19 protein-coding genes and 1 pseudogene are annotated in these 20,385 nt (G+C 62.9%); 11 read left to right on the top strand and 9 right to left on the bottom strand.

The annotated features are described in order from the left end of the window. Window positions 1–63: 63 nt before the first annotated feature. The 4 genes and pseudogenes from ASD15_RS32345 to ASD15_RS31740 form a co-directional block, all read left to right on the top strand. Complete coding sequence (locus tag ASD15_RS32345; protein ID WP_157200952.1) at window positions 64–852, top strand: hypothetical protein; 789 nt, start codon at window positions 64–66, stop codon at window positions 850–852. Window positions 853–1,262: 410 nt separating this feature from the next. Further along, window positions 1,263–1,898 (top strand): hypothetical protein, encoded by a 636-nt coding sequence (locus ASD15_RS32340; RefSeq protein ID WP_157200951.1) that lies wholly within the window; start codon window positions 1,263–1,265, stop codon window positions 1,896–1,898. A 20-nt stretch (window positions 1,899–1,918) separates the two neighbouring features. After that, a complete protein-coding gene (locus ASD15_RS15320) occupies window positions 1,919–3,607 on the top strand; it encodes a DUF262 domain-containing protein (protein ID WP_057155815.1) in 1,689 nt (562 codons plus the stop codon). A gap of 71 nt (window positions 3,608–3,678) precedes the next feature. Further along, a pseudogene (locus ASD15_RS31740) lies at window positions 3,679–3,974 on the top strand (type I restriction enzyme endonuclease domain-containing protein); the annotation flags it as partial. A gap of 65 nt (window positions 3,975–4,039) precedes the next feature. Here ASD15_RS31740 and ASD15_RS15315 read toward each other — a convergent pair. Then, on the bottom strand, window positions 4,040–4,669 hold the full coding sequence (locus tag ASD15_RS15315; RefSeq protein WP_057155814.1) for a response regulator transcription factor: 630 nt from the start codon (window positions 4,667–4,669) through the stop codon (window positions 4,040–4,042). 197 nt (window positions 4,670–4,866) lie between these two features. Between ASD15_RS15315 and ASD15_RS15310 the strand changes: the two genes are divergently transcribed. Continuing rightward, a complete protein-coding gene (locus ASD15_RS15310; protein WP_057155813.1) occupies window positions 4,867–5,811 on the top strand; it encodes a LysR family transcriptional regulator in 945 nt (314 codons plus the stop codon). 3 nt (window positions 5,812–5,814) lie between these two features. Here the strand turns inward: ASD15_RS15310 and ASD15_RS15305 are convergent, their stop codons facing one another. Then, entirely contained in the window at window positions 5,815–8,778 is a 2,964-nt protein-coding gene (locus tag ASD15_RS15305) for a sensor histidine kinase (RefSeq protein WP_057155812.1), read from the bottom strand. 193 nt (window positions 8,779–8,971) lie between these two features. Between ASD15_RS15305 and ASD15_RS15300 the strand changes: the two genes are divergently transcribed. Beyond that, window positions 8,972–9,319, top strand: coding sequence for a YggL family protein (locus ASD15_RS15300; RefSeq protein ID WP_082551854.1), 348 nt, complete (start codon window positions 8,972–8,974; stop codon window positions 9,317–9,319). Window positions 9,320–9,336: 17 nt separating this feature from the next. Here the strand turns inward: ASD15_RS15300 and ASD15_RS15295 are convergent, their stop codons facing one another. Further along, window positions 9,337–9,855, bottom strand: coding sequence for a pyridoxamine 5'-phosphate oxidase family protein (locus tag ASD15_RS15295; protein WP_057155810.1), 519 nt, complete (start codon window positions 9,853–9,855; stop codon window positions 9,337–9,339). Window positions 9,856–9,960: 105 nt separating this feature from the next. Continuing rightward, complete coding sequence (locus ASD15_RS15290) at window positions 9,961–10,404, bottom strand: hypothetical protein (protein WP_057155809.1); 444 nt, start codon at window positions 10,402–10,404, stop codon at window positions 9,961–9,963. Between the two features lie 146 nt (window positions 10,405–10,550). Between ASD15_RS15290 and ASD15_RS15285 the strand changes: the two genes are divergently transcribed. From ASD15_RS15285 to ASD15_RS15275, 3 genes are all read left to right on the top strand, one after another. Further along, window positions 10,551–11,555 (top strand): 2-hydroxyacid dehydrogenase, encoded by a 1,005-nt coding sequence (locus tag ASD15_RS15285; RefSeq protein WP_057155808.1) that lies wholly within the window; start codon window positions 10,551–10,553, stop codon window positions 11,553–11,555. Between the two features lie 94 nt (window positions 11,556–11,649). Further along, the gene (locus ASD15_RS15280) at window positions 11,650–12,252 is read left to right on the top strand and encodes a biliverdin-producing heme oxygenase (protein ID WP_057156103.1); all 603 of its coding nucleotides are present in this window, start codon (window positions 11,650–11,652) and stop codon (window positions 12,250–12,252) included. Continuing rightward, window positions 12,249–14,444, top strand: coding sequence for an ATP-binding protein (locus ASD15_RS15275; protein ID WP_057155807.1), 2,196 nt, complete (start codon window positions 12,249–12,251; stop codon window positions 14,442–14,444). The genes ASD15_RS15280 and ASD15_RS15275 overlap by 4 nt, the downstream gene beginning before the upstream one ends. A gap of 1 nt (window position 14,445) precedes the next feature. On the opposite strand, the gene ASD15_RS15270 is transcribed toward ASD15_RS15275, so the two are convergent. From ASD15_RS15270 to ASD15_RS15250, 5 genes are all read right to left on the bottom strand, one after another. Further along, on the bottom strand, window positions 14,446–15,003 hold the full coding sequence (locus ASD15_RS15270) for a redoxin domain-containing protein (protein WP_057155806.1): 558 nt from the start codon (window positions 15,001–15,003) through the stop codon (window positions 14,446–14,448). Window positions 15,004–15,016: 13 nt separating this feature from the next. Next, window positions 15,017–15,565: a carboxymuconolactone decarboxylase family protein gene (locus ASD15_RS15265; RefSeq protein ID WP_057155805.1), complete on the bottom strand. Its 549-nt coding sequence runs from the start codon at window positions 15,563–15,565 to the stop codon at window positions 15,017–15,019. Between the two features lie 39 nt (window positions 15,566–15,604). Further along, the gene (locus tag ASD15_RS15260; RefSeq protein WP_057155804.1) at window positions 15,605–16,258 is read right to left on the bottom strand and encodes a MarR family transcriptional regulator; all 654 of its coding nucleotides are present in this window, start codon (window positions 16,256–16,258) and stop codon (window positions 15,605–15,607) included. Between the two features lie 84 nt (window positions 16,259–16,342). Then, a complete protein-coding gene (locus tag ASD15_RS33665) occupies window positions 16,343–18,370 on the bottom strand; it encodes a methyl-accepting chemotaxis protein (RefSeq protein ID WP_082551853.1) in 2,028 nt (675 codons plus the stop codon). Between the two features lie 110 nt (window positions 18,371–18,480). Beyond that, a complete protein-coding gene (locus ASD15_RS15250) occupies window positions 18,481–19,188 on the bottom strand; it encodes an XRE family transcriptional regulator (protein ID WP_057155803.1) in 708 nt (235 codons plus the stop codon). Window positions 19,189–19,350: 162 nt separating this feature from the next. Here ASD15_RS15250 and ASD15_RS15245 point away from each other — a divergent pair, with 162 nt between their 5' ends. Next, a complete protein-coding gene (locus ASD15_RS15245; protein ID WP_057155802.1) occupies window positions 19,351–19,713 on the top strand; it encodes a hypothetical protein in 363 nt (120 codons plus the stop codon). A 131-nt stretch (window positions 19,714–19,844) separates the two neighbouring features. After that, window positions 19,845–20,375, top strand: coding sequence for a hypothetical protein (locus ASD15_RS15240; protein ID WP_057155801.1), 531 nt, complete (start codon window positions 19,845–19,847; stop codon window positions 20,373–20,375). Window positions 20,376–20,385 lie beyond the last annotated feature (10 nt).

The raw sequence follows: 20,385 nt of genomic DNA, 5'->3' as shown, positions 1-20,385 counted from the left end.
AATGGAAGCGGAGCTTTGCGTGTAAGAGCTGAATTGCCCCTCTGGGGATTAAATTGGGGATGTATGGAACTGGACACTCGGTTGGTAAAAGATAGAAGGCAACTCGAAATGCGTCATGCAGAACTGTTGGTTGAGGCAGACGTTCTCCGGCGGAAGAGGGGCGGGGATGGGGATGCTGATGCTAGACGTAACGCTGGATTGGAAGCCACGCGCCTGAAACGTGATGCGTTGAACGTAGTCGCTGAAATCGCGAAAATTAATCGTGCAATTGAGTTGCTAGGTCCGATCACCGAAAGTATTAATAGCAGGCTTAACATTGTCCACTACCATTATAAGAATTGGAAAGATGTTAAGGAAACAGGGACATACGCGGGAAAACTGAGCGAACGCCTTGGCGGGAATGGACACGTCAACGCCATTAAATACAATGCCGAAGTCATTGCGTTTTTGCAGAATGCTCATGCTCTGTGCGACTCTCTTCCGTATGTTTTGAACTTGTATCTTAGAGTAGTATCATTTGACTCACGAAGTATAGGGTGGACCCAACAAAGTATCGAGTTACTCGAAACTGGGGCAAGAAATTTAGGTGAGAATCTATTGGCAGACCGATTGGTCGCGTTCTCGAAACAGCCGTTGTTTTCTAAGCTGCAAGATATTGTCAACTGTGCAAAGCATAAGCATTTAGTTCCAATTTTCTACGCTAATGGCCGCACCGTCTTTGCTGAATCAGACGGAGAGTGGAAAGCATCTGAAACAGATGTGCACGAATTTATGGTCGCTGTTGACAACGTGCTACTCCCCCTTGTCTTGGACATGCTGCGGTTGACATCGCAGCATTGCCCCAGCTCATGAGCAGCGTTCTTAGGAGGAATTTTTTTGGGGGCATGTTTGGGGGCATGCTAGTTGCTTGGAGTGCTTCTTTCTCAGATATTATGCGGCCTATAGGAGGGTGTTCGACTGCCACCGCTTCCGCCAAGATCTTCAAAGGAACCCTTGTACTACAAGGGTTTTTTTTCGTCTGTGCATTTGGCGATGTCAATCTTGTTATGCGTAAGTGGGCGTGTAGATGGTCGTAGTTGCGGATACGGCTTCCGTAGCTACATCGTAGTAACTGGCGACTTTTGACGCGGCGATTCACAGTAATGCAGTTGCCGCTTTTCAGTCAGCGCGAGAAAATTGCCTAATGGACATTTGTACGCTGCATGTTTAGACTGCGATAGTACGCCTGCAATCTGCATGGCCGCCACCCAAAATAAGAATCTATGAAAAGCACATTCCCAGAATTCCTCAAAGATATGGGCGGCGCTGCCGCCTCAGCCGCCGACGCCGCATCAAGGGCTGTCGATGCCTCCTTAACCGCCGCAAAGTCTTCCGCAGGGAAGGCAGGCCATTCTGCAGTTGAATTAGGACGGTCGGCCGGCATAGCTGCGGTCGGCGCTGCGCAGGCTACCTCGAGCTTTGCTTCAAAGACTGGAGTTGCGGTTTCAAGCAGCGCCACAAGGTCGTTGGCTACCGTGAAACTCGGTGCAGCCTTGGCTGGTGATTCAGCATCTGCCGGCGCGAAAAGCGCCGCAACGGCTCTGGGTATCGCCGCCGATTCCGCCGGTGAGGTGCTCGGAGCGTTTGGTGTCTTAGTCGGCGATTTGAACGGTGACGGAAAAGTTGATTTCGAGGACGCAAAAATCGCTGCTGCCAAAGTCAAGGCCGTTGCTGGTTCCGCGGCCTCTGAACTTGGCCAGCTGGGTAAGAGCGCTTTACAGTCGCAACTTGTTAAAGACGCCGCCGCTGGCGCGGTAGTCGGTGGAGCATTGGCATCGGTGCTGCCGGTCATTGGAACGGTAACCGGCGCTACTGCCGGCGCAGTATTGGGCGCGTACAAGAGCGTTGGGAAGAAGTGAGCGAGTGAAAAGTAAAGAACATGTCAAAGAAAATTAGCGGGGCAGAATTCCCTCTTGCCAAAATCTTCAGCTCTGATTTTGATTATGTAATACCTAGCTATCAGCGTCCTTATGCCTGGACTACAGTCCAGGCAGGTGAGCTGTTCTCGGACCTCTATGACTTCTACAGCAAAGAGGATAGAGACGATACCTACTTCCTAGGCAGTATTGTTTTGATTAAGGAGGAGGGCGCACCTCATTCTGAAGTAATCGATGGTCAGCAACGTCTCACAACTCTGACCATTCTTCTTTCTGCTTTGACACACCGTGCAAGCGGCGCCATTCGTGATGCGTTTCAGCGTTATCTTAGCGAGCCGGGCAACGTGTTGGAGAATTTGCCTCAAAAGCCCAGGCTCACACTGCGCGAGCGCGACCGCTGGTTTTTTAAGCAGTACGTTCAAGACGTGGCATTGAATGAGCTATTAATGCTCGACCCTGCTCAACTCGAGAATGAGTCGCAGCGAAATATGCAAGCGAATGCTCGCCTTTTCTTGCAGCGGCTGGAAGCTGCATTCGGCAATGACGTGGCCGCAGCGACCCAATTTGGTGGTTTTTTAGTGCAGCGATGTTTCCTGGTGGCGGTATCTACGCCCAGCCAGCAGTCAGCGTTTCGGGTGTTTTCAGTGTTGAACAGTCGCGGCCTTGACTTGCTGCCTACCGATATCATTAAGTCTGATGTTATCGGTAAAGTGGCGCCAGCCAAGCGCGACGAATACAACGATACCTGGGAGGAGCTCGAGGTTGAGACTGGCCGTGATGGTTTCGCTGAGGTCTTCGCTCATATCCGGATGATTCACGCAAAAGACAAGGCTCGGCGCGCGTTGCTCGAGGAATTTCGAGAGCGTGTAATTAGCAAGGCGGTATCAGCCGAGAGCCTAGTGTCCGATGTTATTGTCCCCTATACTGGAGCCTACTTAATCGCGAAGCATTCTCAATACGTTTCTACGTCTAATGCGGCTGAAATCAATGCGTTTCTGAAGTGGCTCAACCGCATTGACAACTCTGATTGGCTGCCTAGTGCGATGAAATTTTTAGCGCAGCATGGCTCGGATGCCTCATACGTTCATTGGTTCCTGATTCGACTTGAGCGACTCGCAGCTTTTATGCATATTTGCGCGTATGACGTGAACAGCCGTATTGAGCGTTACGCCCAGATTTTGACTGCAATGGAAAATCCGCATTCAATTACTCATCCCGTGCTAACGGTGGAATTGTCTTCCAAAGAGAAAGCAGAGTTCCAAGCCCATTTACGAGGTGACGTCTACCTGATGACTGCGCGTCGTCGGAACTATCTGATTCTTCGTTTGGATTCGTTCATGACTGATGGTGCTGCTACGTACGACCCTTCGATTCTCACTATTGAACATGTGCTTCCTCAGACGGTGCGGGATGGCACCGAGTGGTCGATGCTGTGGCCCGAAGTTATCGAGCGCGCGTCGTGGCTGCATAAATTAGCTAACCTTGTACCGTTAAATCAGCGTCGGAATTCCGAAGCGAAAAATTTCGATTTCGAACGTAAGAAGAAAGCCTATTTCGTTGGTAAAAAAGGAGTGTCTTCCTACGTGTTGACTACGCAAGTACTGAGCGTTGTTAGCTGGACTCCGGAGGTTGTCAAGCGACGCCAAGAAGACCTGTTGGACGTATTGCGGACTGCTTGGGCTCTGAATTGAGAGCGATGCTTTCCTCGTCAGTTTCGTTTGACAGTAATCGTGCAGCCGCTGAGGAATAATTCAGCGGTTCTCTAGGGCTCACGGACGATGAGGTGAAGTTCTATGATGCGCTGGCGAGTAATGAGTCTGCTGTGCATGAATTGGCCGATGAGATGCTCAGAAGACAGCACATGAGCTCACCGAAAATCTTCGGAATAACGTTAGTGTCGATTGGTCTGCACGCGAAAGTGTGCGCGCGATTCTGCGCTTGATGGTCAAGCGAATCCGGCGAAAGTACAAGTACCCGCCAGATAAGCAAGAGCAGGCGGTGGAAATGGTGTTGAGGCAAGCTGAGGTTTTGGGAGAAGCTCTTTCAATGTACGGATGACACGTCCAACCATGCCATTCTGCTACGGGCAGTGCGGCGTGATGAATTCTGGGCGCGAGGCCGTATCAGCCTTCCCAATACCCGCGCCGCATGGCGATCATCACCGCGTGGGTGCGGTCGCGCGCGCCGAGTTTCTGCAGGATGGCTTTCATATGGGCTTTGATGGTGTCCTCGCGCAAGCCTAGCTCGTCGGCCACCCGCTGGTTGGTATTGCCGCCGGCGACCAGCCTGAGCACTTCGATTTCGCGCTTGCTCAGCGAGTCGGATTGAAAACTGCCGGCAAGGCTGCTGGCCACCTGCGGCGGCAGTTGCCGCCCGCCCGCATGGATCGAAAGGATATAGTCGATCAAGTCGGTGCGGGTCAGGTTTTTCAGAATGTAACCGCTGGCCCCCGCCTGCAGGCTGCGGGTCACCTGCACGTCGCCATCAAAGGTCGTCAGGATAATGATGCGCGCCTCGGGATCGATGTGGCGTATGGCCTTGGTCGCGTCGATGCCGTTCAGGCCGGGCATCTGCAGGTCCATCAAGGTGATAGCGGGACGGAATTGCCTGAACAGCTCCACCGCCCCGATGCCGTCATCGGCCTCGCCCACCACGCAGAAGCGTGGATCGGAGGTCAGCACGCCGGCTATCCCGCTGCGCAGCAGCGGGTGGTCGTCTGCGATCAAGACGCTAATGGTGTCGCCGCTCGTCATATTTCGCTCTCTTTCCTTCCGCCACTCTACCACTGGCGGCGTGAAGCGGCATCACACGATGGGGTGTACGCCGGCGCGGCTAGAGCCGGGTAAAACGGTTACCCGAAAGTGCATTGTTGCTCGCTACGCGGTGCGGAATAATGGTCCAGGCGCAATGATGTGCCAACCGTTAGCCCGTATCTCGTCAGGAGCAAGGCATGGATCAGATTCACCTAATGAATGTGTTTGTCAGTGTCGGCGAGGGGGAGAGTTTTGCTGCGGCCGCACGCCGCCTTGATCTGTCCCCAGCCGCCGTGACGCGCGCCATCTCGGGGCTGGAGGATCAGCTGGGTGTGGAGCTGCTGCTGCGCACGACCCGCAATGTCCGGCTAACCGAGGCGGGACGGCGCTATCTCGACGACTGCCGCAGCATTCTGGCCAGTATCGCCGAAGCCAATCAGGCGGTGGCCGCCGCCAATTCCGCGCTGCGGGGAAATTTGTCGGTGGCGGCGTCCGACGCGTTCGGCAAGGACTTCATCATGCCCTGCATCGTCAAGTTCCTGGACAAGTATCCGGAAGTGGATGTGTCCGCCTATTTCCTGGACCGGGCCGTGAACCTGGTGGAGGAGGGGATGGATGTCACGGTGCGTATCGGCCATCTGCCGGACTCCAGCCTGAAGGCGCTCAGGGTGGGGCAGGTGCGGCCGGTGCTGTGCGCCGCGCCCGCTTACCTGGCGAGGAACGGCTTGCCGCTGCATCCGGTGGACTTGCTGCGCCATACGGTGATCGCGGCCAGCGGTGTTTCGCCGCGGCTTGAGTGGCGCTTCGGCGCGCAGGACGATCCCATGGTGGTGCGCATCAAGCCGCGCCTGACCGTCACCAGCAACGAAGCGGCGATCAACGCGGCGATCGGCGGCCTGGGTATTTGCCGGCTGCTGTCCTGCCAGGTGGGCACGGCGGTGGACGATGGCCGTCTGCACATCATCCTGGCGGACCATGAGGAGGCGCCGCTGCCGGTGTACGTGCTCCATCGGGGCAATAAATTCGGCGCCTCCAAGGTGCGCAAATTCATCGACCTGCTGGTCGAGCATCTGCGTGCCCATGCGCACCTGAATGCCGGGCAGGCGGGCCCGGCGTGCGGGAGGGCGCTGGCCTGCGCCTGAGCCTTAGCGGGGCGCGGCGGCATAGGCCCGGCTGCTGTCGAGCGTGAGCTCCATGGTGGTGCCCTTGCCGCTCTCGCCCTTGCTGCCCAGCTTGGCGCCGATGCGCATGGCGCGCTCGCGCAAGCCTATCATGCCCCAGTGCTGCTCCTTGATGCGCTCGGCCACTTCCGCGTCGTCGATGCCGCGTCCATTGTCGGCCACGCGCAGCACCAGCAGCGCGGCGCCGTAGTCCAGGCTGGCGGTCACTGCGCTGGCTTGCGCATGCTGGAAGGCGTTGTGCATCGCCTCTTGCCCGATGGCGCACAGATCTTCCAGTATGGTTGGCTCCAGCACCTGGCGCTTGCCACTCACCTGCAGGGTGAAGGCGGTGCTGGCGTAGACGGCCGACAGCATGTCGCCGGTTTGCCTCAGGCATTGCTCGATGTCCGGGCCTTTGCGCAACTGCTGCACCTGGCGCCGGCCTTCGTTGATGGCGTGGTCCGCATTCTGCAGGATTTTCTCCAGCTGCTCGCGCGGCTCACTGCCGCCAGGCAGCTTGAGCGCCACGTTGTGCACGTGCAGTATCAGCGCCTGCACGGTTTGCAGGATGGTGTCGTGCAAGGTGCGCGCGATGCGTTCCCGTTCCTCCTGGCGCACCTGCAACTGGTGGAACAGGGTGTGGGTGGCGGCCTTCAGCCGGTATCGGTACAGGCAGTACAGCACCAGCGCGCCCGCGCCCAGGCAGGCCAGCTTGAACCACCACGTTTGCGTGACGGTGGGCGCTACCTCCAGCTCCATGGAGGCGATGGCGTCGCCGGCGACGCCGTCTTCGTTCACCGCGCGGGCCTGGAACACATAGCGGCCGGGGGCGATGTTGTTGTAGTAGGCGGCGCGGCGCGTGCCGGCGTCCTGCCAATGCGCGTCCACGCCCTTCAGCTGGTACTGGAAGCGGATCGCCTCGGGCTTGCGCAGGCCCGGCGCGGTGTACTGGATATGGAAGTTGCGCGAGTCCGGCGGCAGCAGCAGGCGGCCTCCGGCGGGATGGCTGCCGTCGTCCGTGTTCACGCGCAGCAGCCGGATGACGGGCTTGACCGCGTTGGGCCGCAAGGCCCTGGTATCCAGTTTCACCACGCCGCCGGTGGCGCGGAACCACAGCTGGCCGTTGCCGGCGTTGAAGGCCGAGGGCAGGCGGTTGACGATCGACGCGCGGCCCGGGTAACCTTCCAGCGCGTCGATCACCTCGTACACCAGGGGAATCGACGGCTGCCGCACCGACGCTTCCCAGGCGTCGCGCCGGATGTGCACCACGCCGCGCGCGCCGTTCAGCCAGCGGTCGCCTTCCGGCGTGATCGCCAGCCCGGTCACGTTGCGGAGGACTTCCGCGTCCAGCGGCGCCAGTGCCTCGAACTTCTGTCCGCGCAGCACGGCGATGCCGCGCTCGCCGGCGATCACCATGTGCGGCCCCGGGAAGATGCCCGACTCCTGGCCCACCATGCCGATGTCGTAGCGCGCCAGCTTGCCGTTGTCGTACAGGCTGAGGAAGCCGTCGCTGTGGCTGAGCCACATCTGGCCGGTATCGCCCGCCGCCGTCATGTTGATGCGCTTGGGCAGGTTGAACGCCGAGCGTGGCTTCCACTGGCCGTCCACCCAGCCCATCAGGCCGGTCTCGGCGGCCGCCATCCACAGCACCTTGCCGTCGTCGGTAATGCCCATCACTTGCAGGTCGGCCGGTTTGCCGTCCGGCGCCGGCAGTGGAATGCGGCTGGAGCGTCCCTTGTGGATCCGTTCGATATCGCGTTTTCCCGCCAGCAGCAAGGCGCCGTCGCGGCCGCTAACGAGGGCAGTGATGCCGCGCCGTGGATCGGCCACGGCCGTTCCGTCCGCCTCCAGGCGCGAGAGCTTGTTGCCGTCCTCTTCCCGTATCCACAATCGGCCTTCGCTATCCTTGACCATGGTGGAGACCATGGACTGCGCGGCAAGCTGCAAGGGCTGCAGCTTGTTTTCGCGGAAGCGTTCCAGGCGGGATGCCGTCATCAGCCAGATATTGCCTTCGCGGTCTTCCAGCACTTGCTCGGCGGTCATGGCGCCCGCTTGCCGGCTCGCATCCAGGCGGTCGGCAGCTTGCCCGGCGACGTCGATCGGCTGGTCGGGCAGCTCGCCGGCACGCGCCAGGCGGCACGGGCTGCGGGGACAACGCGGCGCCCAGAAATTGCCGTCGCGGTCGAACTGGCCGGCGCTGCGCGATTGCAGATGGTTGAACTCGGGCGAACGCGGCAGGGGAGCGCCGGGCGCCGACGCCGGCACCGGATACAGCACACCGTCCGCGCTAATCCAGATGCGGCCGTCGGGCGATTGGATCAGCGGCCCGCGCTTGCCGCCGTCGGCAATCCGTCGCAGTTTCCCGGTGTTGCGGTCATAGCGGTACAGCCCTTGTTCATCGGCGTACCAGACCCGGTCATACTGGTCGATCAGCACCCGGGACGCCAGCGTGGCCCAGTTGGGGCTGCTTTGCATGTTTTCCCACTTGCCGTTGCGGTAGCGGAATAGCCCCTTCATGCTGACCGCCCAGATGGCGCCCTCGCGGTCGGCCATCATGCCGCTGAAGTTGCCCATGCGGAAGGTGTCTTCGCTGCCCGCCAACTCCGTGACGCTGCCATCGGAATGTAGCGCTACCATGCCGGCCCACACGAAAGAGATCAACAGATCGCCATTGGGCAGGGCGCTCAGGTCATTGATGCGGCTGGACTTGAGCGATAGGCGTTCAAAGCTGACGCCGTCAAAACGGTACAGGCCGTCCGTCGTGCCTAGCCACAGCCAGCCGTCGATGGTCTGGGCCAGCGACTGGATGTCGGATGGCATGCCGTCCTTCTCGCTCCAGCTGGCGTGGTTGAGATTGGCCAGCCGGATGGCAGGATTGAGTGCAATCGACGATGGACATAGCAGCAACAGCACCAGTCCGGCCAACACCTTCCGCAACTGCTTGGACATGTACCCGCTCTCGTTGGATAAATCCCTATTCTAGTGTGCTTCTCGTTCTGCCTGCTCTGCCTTTCGATAGAGTGGCTTTCATCATGGCCTTCGTCATCCGGGACCGTCCCGCGCACGATAAACTGCCCCTGTTCCCGCCACGTAGTGCCGTGAGACAATTCGCCCTGTCCTTCACTTTTTATCTTTACACGACATGAGCCGATCCCACCACCGCGCCAACCGGCGCCAACGCAAGAAAATGCACCTGGGCGAATTCCAGGAACTGGGCTTCATGGTCGACGCCAAACTGGCGTCCGGCCAGGACGAGGCGCAGCGCGACAGCCTGCTGTACCGCTTCCTGCTGGAAGCGGTCGAAGCCAACGGCCTGGCGTTCGGCGGCGGCATGAACAGCGACTTCAGCGGCTTCGTCGTTTCCGGCAAGGCCTACGGCAAGGTCGAAGAGCAGCACCGCGAACTGGTGCGGGCCTGGCTGGAAAGCCAAAGCGCGCTGCAGCAAGTGCAGGTGGGCGAATTGCGCGACGCCTGGTACGGCTGGGGTTAAGCCGCACTCCGACACGGCTACAGCCGTATCGTCCCCTCAATCGAATCATCCAGCGTCTGCCCGATGACGGCGCCTACCAGCATCTTGGCGCCGGCCACGGCGTTGCCGTGCTTGTTGTCCCAATAGTAGCCTTCCACCGGCCGCACCTGGATCACCGTGATGCGCGGGTCGTTCTCGCCTTCGGTGAACCAGGTTTTCAGCGTGAAACTCCACAGTTCCTTGATCATCGCCGGGTCGCGCGAGATCACCGCGTGGCCGTCGAAATAAAGGAAGCCGGAATGGTGCGAGGCCTGGAAATACAGGCGCACGGCCGGATTGGCGGCGATGTCCTGGTTGTGGTGGCTGTCGTCGGCGCTGAGGAACCACAGGTTGCCCGCTTCGTCGACTTTGAGCGGACTCATGGGAATAACGCGGTTGGCGGTGCAGAAGAAGCCGCTCTTGGCTTCTTCGGCGATGTCCTTGATGCGTTGTATGGCTTCGCTGCCAGTCAGGTTGCGGCGGTTGTGCTCCGGCTGATTGCGGTTGATGCTGTCCATTGCATTCTCCTTAAGTCGCCCAGGCCTCATGCCTCGGCTGTTCAGGACAGATGCTAGGCGCGATTGCGCGAATGGACTGTGTGCTGGCTAACCTTGCGGGCCTGCTCAGTAATCAAACTTGGTACTGCGCTCATTCTTGCCGAGCTTGACCGCGCGCGCCATTTCGGCTTCCGCTTCCCTGGCAGCCTTCTCGGCCAGTTTGGCCGCGCGTGCTTCCTCGGCCTGCTGCCGGCGCACCGCGTACTGCTCGTCCAGCCGGCGCTGGCTGCGCAGGCGCTCCAGGCAGTCCTGGAAGAAACTGATTCTTTGCAGCATGGCCACCAGCCACACGATGCCGATCACCATCAGCACTAGCGTGTAGCCGCTTTGCCAGGCGGCGAAGTTCTGGTCGAGGGCGGGGAAGATGGGACGGGCGCGTTCCAGGCACACCTGGCCAAACAGCGACAGGCAAGCGGCCAGCAGCCCGAGCACGACGGTTTGAGCGATCTGCCAGCCGGTCGTTTTCAGTCGCTGGTCGAGCAGGGTTTGGGTGTCGGATGCGTAAGTCATGGCGGCGATGCGGGTGATTCGGTACTAAGATTGCAAGTTGGCTAGCATTGCAGCTTTAGCAGCAAGCATGATTATGTCATCATTTTTCCTTAAAGAAAACTAAGTTGCCGTAATGAACTTAACCTTTTACTGCCTTGGAGCCTTATATGAAGATCGCCGTATTCAGCGCGCAGCCTTATGACCGCCGCTTCCTGGATGACGCGCTGGCGCGCCGCCAGGCCGGCGGGGCGCTAGCGCTGCAGTATTTCACCGAGCCGCTGTCGCTGCAGTCGGTTGCGCTGGCGCAGGGATGCGGTGCCGTGTGCGTGTTCGTCAACGACGCGCTGGACGCCGGCGTGCTGGCCGCGCTGGCGGCGCAGGGCGTGCGCGCCGTGCTGCTGCGCTGTGCGGGCTACAACAATGTGGATCTGGCGGCGGCTGCGCGGCTGGGCCTGTTTGTGGCGCGCGTGCCGGCGTACTCGCCGGAGGCGGTGGCCGAGTTCACGCTGGCGCTGGTGCTCACGCTGAACCGCCACACGCACCGCGCCTACGCCCGCGTGCGGGAAGGCAATTTCGCGCTGGATGGGCTGCTGGGCAGCAATTTGCACGGCAAGACGGTGGGCCTGATCGGGCTGGGCAAGATCGGCCTGGCGGCGGCGCGGATCTTCCACGGTTTCGGCTGCCGGGTGCTGGGTTACGACCCGGCGCCGCCCGCCGGGTTTCGCGCCTTGGGCCAGGCGGCGCAGTTGCCCGCGCTGCTGGCGGCGTCGGACATCGTGTCGCTGCACTGTCCGCTGCTGCCGGCCACCCACCATCTGCTGGACGCGGCGGCGCTGGCGCGCATGAAGCCGGGCGCCATGCTGGTGAACACCTCGCGCGGCGGCCTGCTCGACACCGGCGCGGTGATCGATGCGCTCAAGTCGCGCCACCTGGGCGCGCTGGCGATCGACGTGTACGAGCAGGAAAGCGAGCTGTTCTTCCACGACCATTCGGCCGACATTATTTCCGACGACGTGTTTCAGCGCCTGCTCACTTTCCCCAACGTGCTGGTGACCGGCCACCAAGGCTTCTTCACCACCGAAGCGCTGCGCGAGATCGCCGAAACCACCTTCGATAATCTGGAATGCCACAGGGCCGGCAAGCCTTGCGCCAACGCCTGCCTGGCTACTTGACGCCGGGCGGCGTGGCGGCGGCACGGTCAATCCCGTTTTAATTGCCGGATGGTATGCACTTCTTCATTTCTTCAGCCTGCATTAGAATGGGTTGATGATTTCTTTCCATGACGATGTTCTTGCTGCCTTGCGTGATGCAACGGCCAGCCGCCATGCCGTGCTGGACCAGGCCATGCCGCTGGCGCGGATGGCCCCGTCGCTGAGCGATTACCGCGAACACTTGCGCCTGCTGCGCGGCTGGTTGGCTAGCATGATGCAAGCGACTTTGCGCCATCGCGACGGCCCGCAGGATCGGCGCCTGCTGCCGCCGGTGGACCGCTTGCGCCTGATCGATGCCGACCTGGCCGACCCTGCGCTTGCCATCGACGCCGGCGGCGCCGCCGCAACGCCCAGCGCGGCCGAGCTGGACGGCAACGCTGCGTGGCGCTGGGGCGTGGCCTACGTGGTGGAAGGCTCGCAGCTGGGCGGCGTGGTGCTGTACCGCCGCCTTGTCGCCAGCCTGGCGCCGCACCCGCTGCGCTACCTGCATGGCGACGGCGTGCCGCCTGGCCCGCGCTGGCAGCTGTTTCTGGCGCGCCTGCGCGCCGAAGTCCGCAGCCCGGCCGACATCGCCCAAGCCTGCGCCGGCGCTTGCGCCGCCTTCGATGCCTTGATTGCGCAGTTGCCGCCGCAAGTGCCGCAGGCGGAGGCCGCGTGACGGCGCCAGTCGACCTGGCCAATTGCGCCAACGAGCCGATCCATATTCCCGGCAGCATACAGCCGCAAGGCGCACTGCTGGCGTTCGACCTGCAGGGCGGGCTGGTGGCCTGGAGCGCCAACGCCGCCGCACTGCTGGAGGTGGCGCCGCTGCCCGGGGCATCGTTCGACAGCATGGGGCTGGACGAGGCGGTGAACGCTTTGCTGCGCGCCGCGCTGGCCGACCAGGCCGACGGCGCCACGCCGCCCGCCATGGCCGACGTGGCGCGCGCCGGCCACACCTTCGATTGCGTGGTGCACGGCTACGGCCAGCGCGTGATCGCCGAATTCGAACTGCGCCATGCGCCCAGCAACGAAGTGGCGGCGTTCGCGCTGCGGGCGCACGCCGCCATCGGCCAGTTGAAGCGCCAGAAGTCGCTGGTGGCCCTGATGCAGCTGGTGGCGGAGCAGGTGCGCGAGATTACCGGTTTCGACCGCGTCATGGGCTACTGCTTCCGTCATGACGACAGCGGCGACGTGGTGGCCGAAGCCGTGCGCGACGGTCTGCCGCGCTACCTGGGCCAGCGCTATCCGGCCGGCGACATTCCGGCGCAGGCGCGCCGCCTGTACACCATCAATACGCTGCGCCTGATTGCCGACGTGGGCTACCAGCCGGTGCCGCTGCTGGGGGCCGCAGGCGCAGGAGAAGGTGTGCCGCTGGACCTGAGCCACAGCATCCTGCGCAGCGTGTCGCCGATCCACATCGAGTACTTGCAGAACATGGGCGTGGGCGCCTCGATGAGCGTGTCCATCGTCGTCAACGGCCGCTTGTGGGGGCTCGTGGCCTGCCACCACATGGCGCCTCGCCAGGTGCCGTATTCGGTGCGCATGGCGTGCGACGTGCTGGCCCAGGTGCTGGCCGCGCACGTGCAGAGCACCGACGCGCGCGAGCGCAGCGATCTGGCCGAGCGCGGCGCGGCCCTGCGCACCGAACTGATAGAAACGCTGCTGCACGAGGACGACGTGCTGCTGGCGCTGCAGCGCCACGCGCCGGCGCTGTGCGCGGTGCTGGAGGCGGGCGCGCTGGTGTTCGCGCAGCACGGCAAGCTGGTGGTGTACAGCGGCGACGGCAATCCGGTGGACGAGGCGCTGGCCGCGCGCATGGTGGCCTCGCTGCCGCCGGAGGGCGCGCAGCTGGTGCGCCGCGGCGGCGTGGCCGACTGGCCGCAAGACTTGCGCGGCCGGACCGGGCGCTGGGTTGGCATGCTGGCGCTGCATTTCGATCCATCGTCCGGCGGCTGGCTGCTGGCGCTGCGCCCGGAGCAGGTGCAGACCGTGCGCTGGGGCGGCCGCCCGGACAAGACGCTGAGCTTCGGCCCGAACGGCGTGCGCCTGACGCCACGCGGCTCGTTCGACGAATGGGTGGACCTGGTGCACGGCAGCGCCGAGCCGTGGGAGGACGGCCACGTGCTGGTGGCCGAGCAACTGCTGGCGGAAATGCACCGCGCCTGCATGGCGCGCCACGCGGAACTGGAGCGCGCCCGCATGCAGCTGCTGGCCATGCTGGGCCACGACCTGCGCGACCCGCTGCAGTCCATCACCATGGCCGCCAACGTGCTGCAGCATGGCGCGCAGCCGCACCAGCTGGGCCAGCGCATCCAGCGTTCCAGCGGGCGCATGCAGCGGCTGATCAGCCAGGTACTGGACATGAGCCGGCTCGATAGCGGCATGGGCCTGGGTATGCGCCCGCGCGAGGCGGACCTGAGCCGCCTGCTGGAGGACTTGCTGGACGAGTCGCGCCTGGCCCATCCTGGCGTGGTCTACGAGGCGGACATCGCGCCCGCCGTGACGGCCGATGTGGACCCGGACCGCCTGGAGCAGGTGGTCAGCAATTTGCTGAGCAATGCGCGCCACCACGGCATGGCCGGTATGCCGGTGCACGTGGCGCTGGCGTTGGCGCAGGGCGGCGAGCAGGTGACGATCTCGGTGCGCAACCACGGCGCGCAACTGGCGCCGGAAACTGAAGCGCTGCTGTTCAATCCTTTCAAGCGCATCTCGCTGCAGAATCCGAACAACCGCACCGGCATGGGGCTGGGCCTGTACATCGCCTCGCGCATCGCCGAGGAGCATCGCGGCAGCATCGTCTATCGCTACGAGGCGCCGCATGTGGTATTCAGTGTCGGCCTGCCGCGCAGGGGCGGCAAGCCGGCCTAGCTTAGCGGTGGATGGCGCAGCCTTCGCCGCTGCAATCCGCCGCCAGCCCGGTTGCCGGATCAGTTGCGGGTTCGGCCACTGGTTCCGCCACCGTTTCCGCCAGCAACTGGCCGATCAGCGCGCCCACCTGCATGTCGCCTGCGCGGCCGAAATGGCTGTAGCGCAGCTTGCCCTGGCGGTCGATCAGCAGCAGGCTGGGTGTGCCGCGCAGCTGGTACTGCTCCATCGTCAGCGGCACCGGGCCGTTGGACGACGGCATGTCCACCGCCACCGGGAACTTGATCCGGTACTCGTGCATGAACACTTCCAGCGCGCGCCTGGTCATCACGTCGTGATGTTCGAACACGCTGTGCAGGCCGATCACGGCGACGTCTTCGGCGTCGAAGGTGTCGCGTATCAGGTTGGCCTGCGGGATGCCGTGCGATACGCAGCCGGGGCACAGCATCTGGAAGGCGTACAGCGCCACGACCTTGCCGCGCAGCGCGGCCAGGCTGAGAGGCTGGCTGGTATTGATCCAAGCCGAAACCTGCAGTTCCGGCGCGGGATGGTTGACGATCATGGCGCTTGCTCCCTTATTTGGCGCGCAGTTTGACGGACGGGAAATCGACCGGCACCTGGAAGGCCACGTTGATGTAGTTGGTGAACAGGTTCAGCGCCACGTGCGCCAGCATCTCGACGATCTCTTCGTCGCTGTAGCCCGCTTCGCGCAGGCCGGCCACGTCGGCGTCGTCGATCTGGGCGCGGTTGTTCACCACGGCCACGGCGAAGCGCAGCGCGGCGGCGGTCTTGGCGTCGGCGGACTGGCCGGCTTGCGCGGCGCCCATCTCGTCGGCGCTGGCGCCCGCCTTGCGGCCCAGCGCAGTGTGCGCGGCCAGACAGTATTCGCAGTTGTTGCGGTCGGCGATGGCGACGGCGATCTGTTCGCCCAGCTTGGCCGGGATGACACCGCCGCCCAGGGCGCCGAAGGAACCCCACATGCTTTTCAGCGCCGCAGTGGAATTGGCCACGGCCTTGAACATGTTCGGCGTGGCGCCAAACGCTTGCTGGATCTGGCCCAGCAGTTGCTGGCGTTCGCCGGTGGTGTCGGCAGGGGTGACGAGAGGGATGCGCGAGGTATTCATATAGGACTCCTAAGTATGTGAGTGGAAAAAAACGGAAGGTCATGCAAAGATCGCCCAGTTCCGTTGCTGGGTGGCCGGTTCGGCCTCTTCATGCTCAGCGCAGTCGATGCGGATAAACGATATCGGCAGCGGCGCGTTGACCAATGCGCAGTGGTGCGGCGTTTCCGCACCGGGATACTTGTTCGCTTCAAAGTGGCGGCACGACGGGCAGGCCCGCAGCGCCGGAAAACGTTCGGACTTCTGCAGCTCGGCGATCAGCTTGAGCAGCCCGGTCAGCATATGAACTTGCATGGCCGGGGGCAGGGCGGCTGCCGCGTCGTCGGCGAAGCTGACCGCGCTGCCGATGCGTTCGGCCACCGCATTGCCGCTGGCGGTCAGAAACAGCGCCGTGGCGCGCCCGTCATCCTCGGCGCGCGCCTTGCGCACCAGGCCCTTGGACACCAGCGAGGCGACCGAGTCGCTGGCGCTGGCGGCTGAAATGGACAACTGCGCCGCCACCCACGACAGCCGCACGCCGTTGGGGCGCGCATGCAGCAGCTGCAGTATCTCGGTCTGGGCCGGGTTCAGGTTTTCGCTGGTGGCGAATTCCCACACGCCGGAGCGCATGACACTGGCAATGCGCGAGATCGCCGTGATGATGCGTGCCGACACGTCCGGGGTGCCGTCCCATGGGGTTTCAGGTTTGATGTCCATGCAGCGAATTATAAGCCTGTTTTTCAGTTTGTAAAGGACTCCTAATTAAATAAATTGCGCAGTTCGAGCGTGCGCCTGGTGGCATCAGGCGCTCCCGGCGCGCTTTACCAGCGCGAGCTGGCGTGCAGCGGAACGCGCGGGCGTGTGGGCGGTGCGTGCGGCGCCGCGTGCGGTGTCGTTCTCATGCAAGGTAAACACCGATACCGCCTCCGACAGCGCGCCCGCCTGTTGCCGCAGGCTCTCGGACGCGGCGGCGGCCTGCTCCACCAGCGCGGCATTCTGCTGCGTCATCTCGTCGATCTGCGTGATGGCCTGGTTCACCTGTTCGATGCCCGAGCTTTGCTCCTGCGCCGCGTGCACGATGTCGGACATGATGGTGGTGATGCGCTTGACGCTGTCCACCACTTCGCTCATGGCCTTGCCCGCGTCGGCCGCCAGCAGGTTGCCGGCATCGACTTTCTGTACGCTGTCGTTGATCAGGTCCTTGATTTCCCTGGCTGCGCTGGCGCTGCGTTGCGCCAGGTTGCGCACCTCGGACGCCACCACGGCGAAGCCGCGTCCCTGTTCGCCGGCGCGCGCCGCCTCCACCGCCGCGTTCAGCGCCAGGATATTGGTCTGGAATGCGATGCCGTCGATGACGCCGATAATGTCCACGATCTTGCGCGAGCTGTCGTTGATCGCGCCCATGGTGTGCACCACTTGCTCCACCACCTGGCCGCCCTTGCTGGCGACGGCCGTGGCGCTGCTGACCAGCTCATCGGCCTGGCGTGCGTTGTCCGCGCTCTGGCGCACAGTGGACGTGATCTGCTCCATGGACGCGGCGGTTTCTTCCAGGTTGGACGCCTGCGCCTCGGTGCGCGAGGACAGGTCCGAGTTGCCGCTGGCGATGTCGTTCGACGCGTGCCCTATGGTGTCGATGCTGCCGCGCACGCTGCCGACGATGTTGACCAGGCTGTCGTTCATGTCCTTCAGCGCGCGCATCAGCTGCGCGGTCTCGCTGCGTCCCTCCAGCGCAAAGTGCGCGGTCAGGTCGCCCTGCGCGATGCGTTTCGAGATGCGTACCGCCTCATCGAGCGGCACGCTGACCGAGCGCGCGATCATGCGCGCGACCAGGCCCGCCAGCAGAATCAGGCCAAGCATGGAGCCGATCATGATCCAGCGCATGCGGTGCAGGGCGGAGACCCGCTTCTCCAGCAGTATTGCCAGTTCCTTGCTGGCGGCCTGGTTGGCGGCGAACTGGGCGTCGATGGCCCTGGTGGTTTGTGCCACATAGTCTGTGCCGGGATAGGTGAGGGCTTCGGCCCGCACGATCTGCTCGGTGGCCAGCTGCATGGATTTCACGGCCAGCTCCTGCGCCTCCTGCCATTGCGCGCCCACCATGGCCTTCACTGCGGGATTGGCCCCCACCGATTTGTTGTAGGCGGTGGCGGTCTGGGTCATCCTGTCGTTCACGCGTGCCACGATGGCCGCCAGCGCCATCCGGTCTTCCGGCGTCGCCTCCTGCTTGGCCAGCAGGCCGGCGCCCTTGGCGCGCATCTTGCCGGTTTCCTCGGTCAGGTAGGGCAGCTGGTAGTACATGGCCTGGATCAGCTGGTAGCTGTCCAGGTCGGGGTCCAGGCTCAGGCCGAACAGGTCGCCGATCAGATCGTTCACCACCAGCAGCTTGGGCACCAGCGCGCTGTGCGCCTCGTAGCTGGCCGGTACCGAGATGCTGCGGCTGGACACTTGCGTGCGCAGTGCTTCCCAGTCGCGCTTGGGCGTTTCCCACGCCTGCTCGATGGTTTTGTCATTGAGGCTGCGGATGATGGCGTCCATCGTCTGGTAGGCTTGATCCGCCTCGCGCTGCTTGGCGTCGCGCTTTTCCTGCGACCCTGCCACGCCGCCCAGCACCAGCGCGGCCAGGCCGCGGTGCTGCTGCGTGTTCTGGATGACTTTGAGAATGGCGGCGGAGGGCGCCAGGCCGGCCGTTTCGGTTTGCGCCGCGTCCAGCGTTTTGCCGGCCTCGCGCAGGTAAAGCGCAGTCGGTATGCCGGCGAGCAGCAGCGCGATCACACTGAGGATAATGAATTTCTGCCAAAGCAGCAGCCTGTCCAGCCACGAATGAGCGTTCACGATTTTATCCCCCTACGGTCTGCAACTTTTTTAGGCGCAACTCTTTGAATTGATTCTATGCCTATTTCTTTAGGAAGACGAGCGGGGTGTTGTTTGCGTGCGCGGTCGTTTCAAATCCGGTCGCTCTCCTTGCGCACCACGCGGCCGATGATGATGCAGTCCGGGCCCCGGCACACCTTGCGGTGGTACTTGCGCTGGTCCGGATTGTCGGAAGTGAGCCACCACTGGCCGGCGTCGCGCGACATGCGCTTGACCACCGGCTCGCCTTCGTAGTTCACCGCGAACACGACACCGTCGACCGGTTTGTTGTCGGCCGTGTTGATGATCACCAGGTCGTCCTCGTACAGCGCCGGTTCCATGCTCTCGCCGCGCACCTTGATGCCGATCAGGCGCTCGGGATCGAAGCCGTTGCGGTCGGCCCAGTGGCGCGGCACGCTGAGGGTGCTGCCGTCGTGCGTTTCCGGCTCCACCGCGAAACCGGTGATGCCGGCCGACAGGCGCAGTTTGACCTTCTGGATCTGGTAGAAGCGCGTGTCGTCCTCCGGCGCCACCACCACCGGCGTGTATTGCGCGGGCAGCACGCCGGCCGGCGCCGTGCCGCGCTCGCGCGTGCCGATGCCCTCGTGCAGCCACTCGAACGTGACGTGCAAGGCGGCCGCCAGCTGCACCAGCGTGTGCGCCTCCGGGCCCTTCTTGCCCACTCCGTTGAGGATGCGGTTGATGGTGGGTTGCGGCACGCCCGAAGCGCGCGCGAGCGCGCTTTGCGATTCGTAACCCGCTGCTTGCATGGCTGATTCCAGCCGTTCCGAGATAGTCATGGTAAAACTATACACGCATGGATAGAGTCATGCAACTCTATCCATTTGTGGATTGCAATGCTATTCATTCGCGTATACACTGGGCCCTGGCAAGCTGTACAACCGGACCTCATCCTGGCCGGCGCCGGCCCCCTTAGATCAACCTATTGCGAAAGGAATCCCATGGCGGAACCTGTTAGTTCGAGCGCGTCGATTGCGATTGCCGCCGGCACCATTACCTTGAGCGGCTCGGCGTTTGGCGTGCAGTATGATGCGCTGCTGGCTGGATTCATCGGTGGCCTGGTGTCATTGTTGTATCTGCCGCCGATGCCGGCCTTGAAAATTGCCGGCACCGTTGCCGCATCGGCCCTGGTCGCCGGCTTCTTTGCACCGGTGATCGCGGCGGCGGCACTGCACTATTTCCCGTGGCTCAATGGCGTGGGAGACTTCATGCGCCTCGCCGGAGGTGCGGGCCTGGGCATCGCAGCGCAAGTGCTGATCCCCGCAGTCATGAGGCGCTTGCGTTCACTGGTGGGAGGCCGCTAGTGCAGGCGACGTGTAAGCTGCACCGGGTTTGCGCTGTATCAAAGCTGACGCAGCGCCCAGCACCAGTGCGCTAGATATACTGGGGTGACTGGGCGGCGCGCTGTGCGCCGCCGCTTTCGGAGGTTGCCACCATGCGCCCGCATCCGGTGAACCGCGGCATCTGGCGGATGCTGTCGAAAATCAAGAAAATGGAACAGCGCCTGCGCGCGGCGGGCCTGCCGATGCTGCTGGCGCGCTTGCCGTACTGGCTGCTGGCGCTGCAGTATTGCTGCACCATGCAGGCCAAGATGGCACGCATCGAGCGCATCGCCGTGCGCATCCGTTCATGGCTGGCTTCGGTACAGGAGTTGTGCGCCAGGGAGGAGGCCAGGACCGAACTGCTGGATGTGCGCCAGGCCATGCGCGACGATATCGAGTGCACCAAGCGCACCCTGTGGGACTTGCGCGAGATCTGCCTCGATGTGACTCAGCTGTTCGGCAACGTCGGCTACAGTTCGCGCCGGCTGGCGCGGCTGCAGGAGAATCTGGTCAAGCTGTTGTCCGAGTCCTACGAGTCGGCCACGCAGCTGCAGCAGGTGCTGGCCGAGCATGATGCGGCGGCGCTGGCGCTGCTGCGCGACATGCAGGCGCCGCAGTGGCAGCATGCCGCGCCCAACGCCTGAGGCGCTGCGC

It is taken from the genome of Massilia sp. Root351, from assembly GCF_001425045.1.
In the GTDB taxonomy this organism is placed as follows: Bacteria; Pseudomonadota; Gammaproteobacteria; order Burkholderiales; family Burkholderiaceae_D; genus Rugamonas.
Note: the sequence above shows the minus strand (reverse complement) of the source record. Positions and strands in the feature narration are given on the sequence as shown.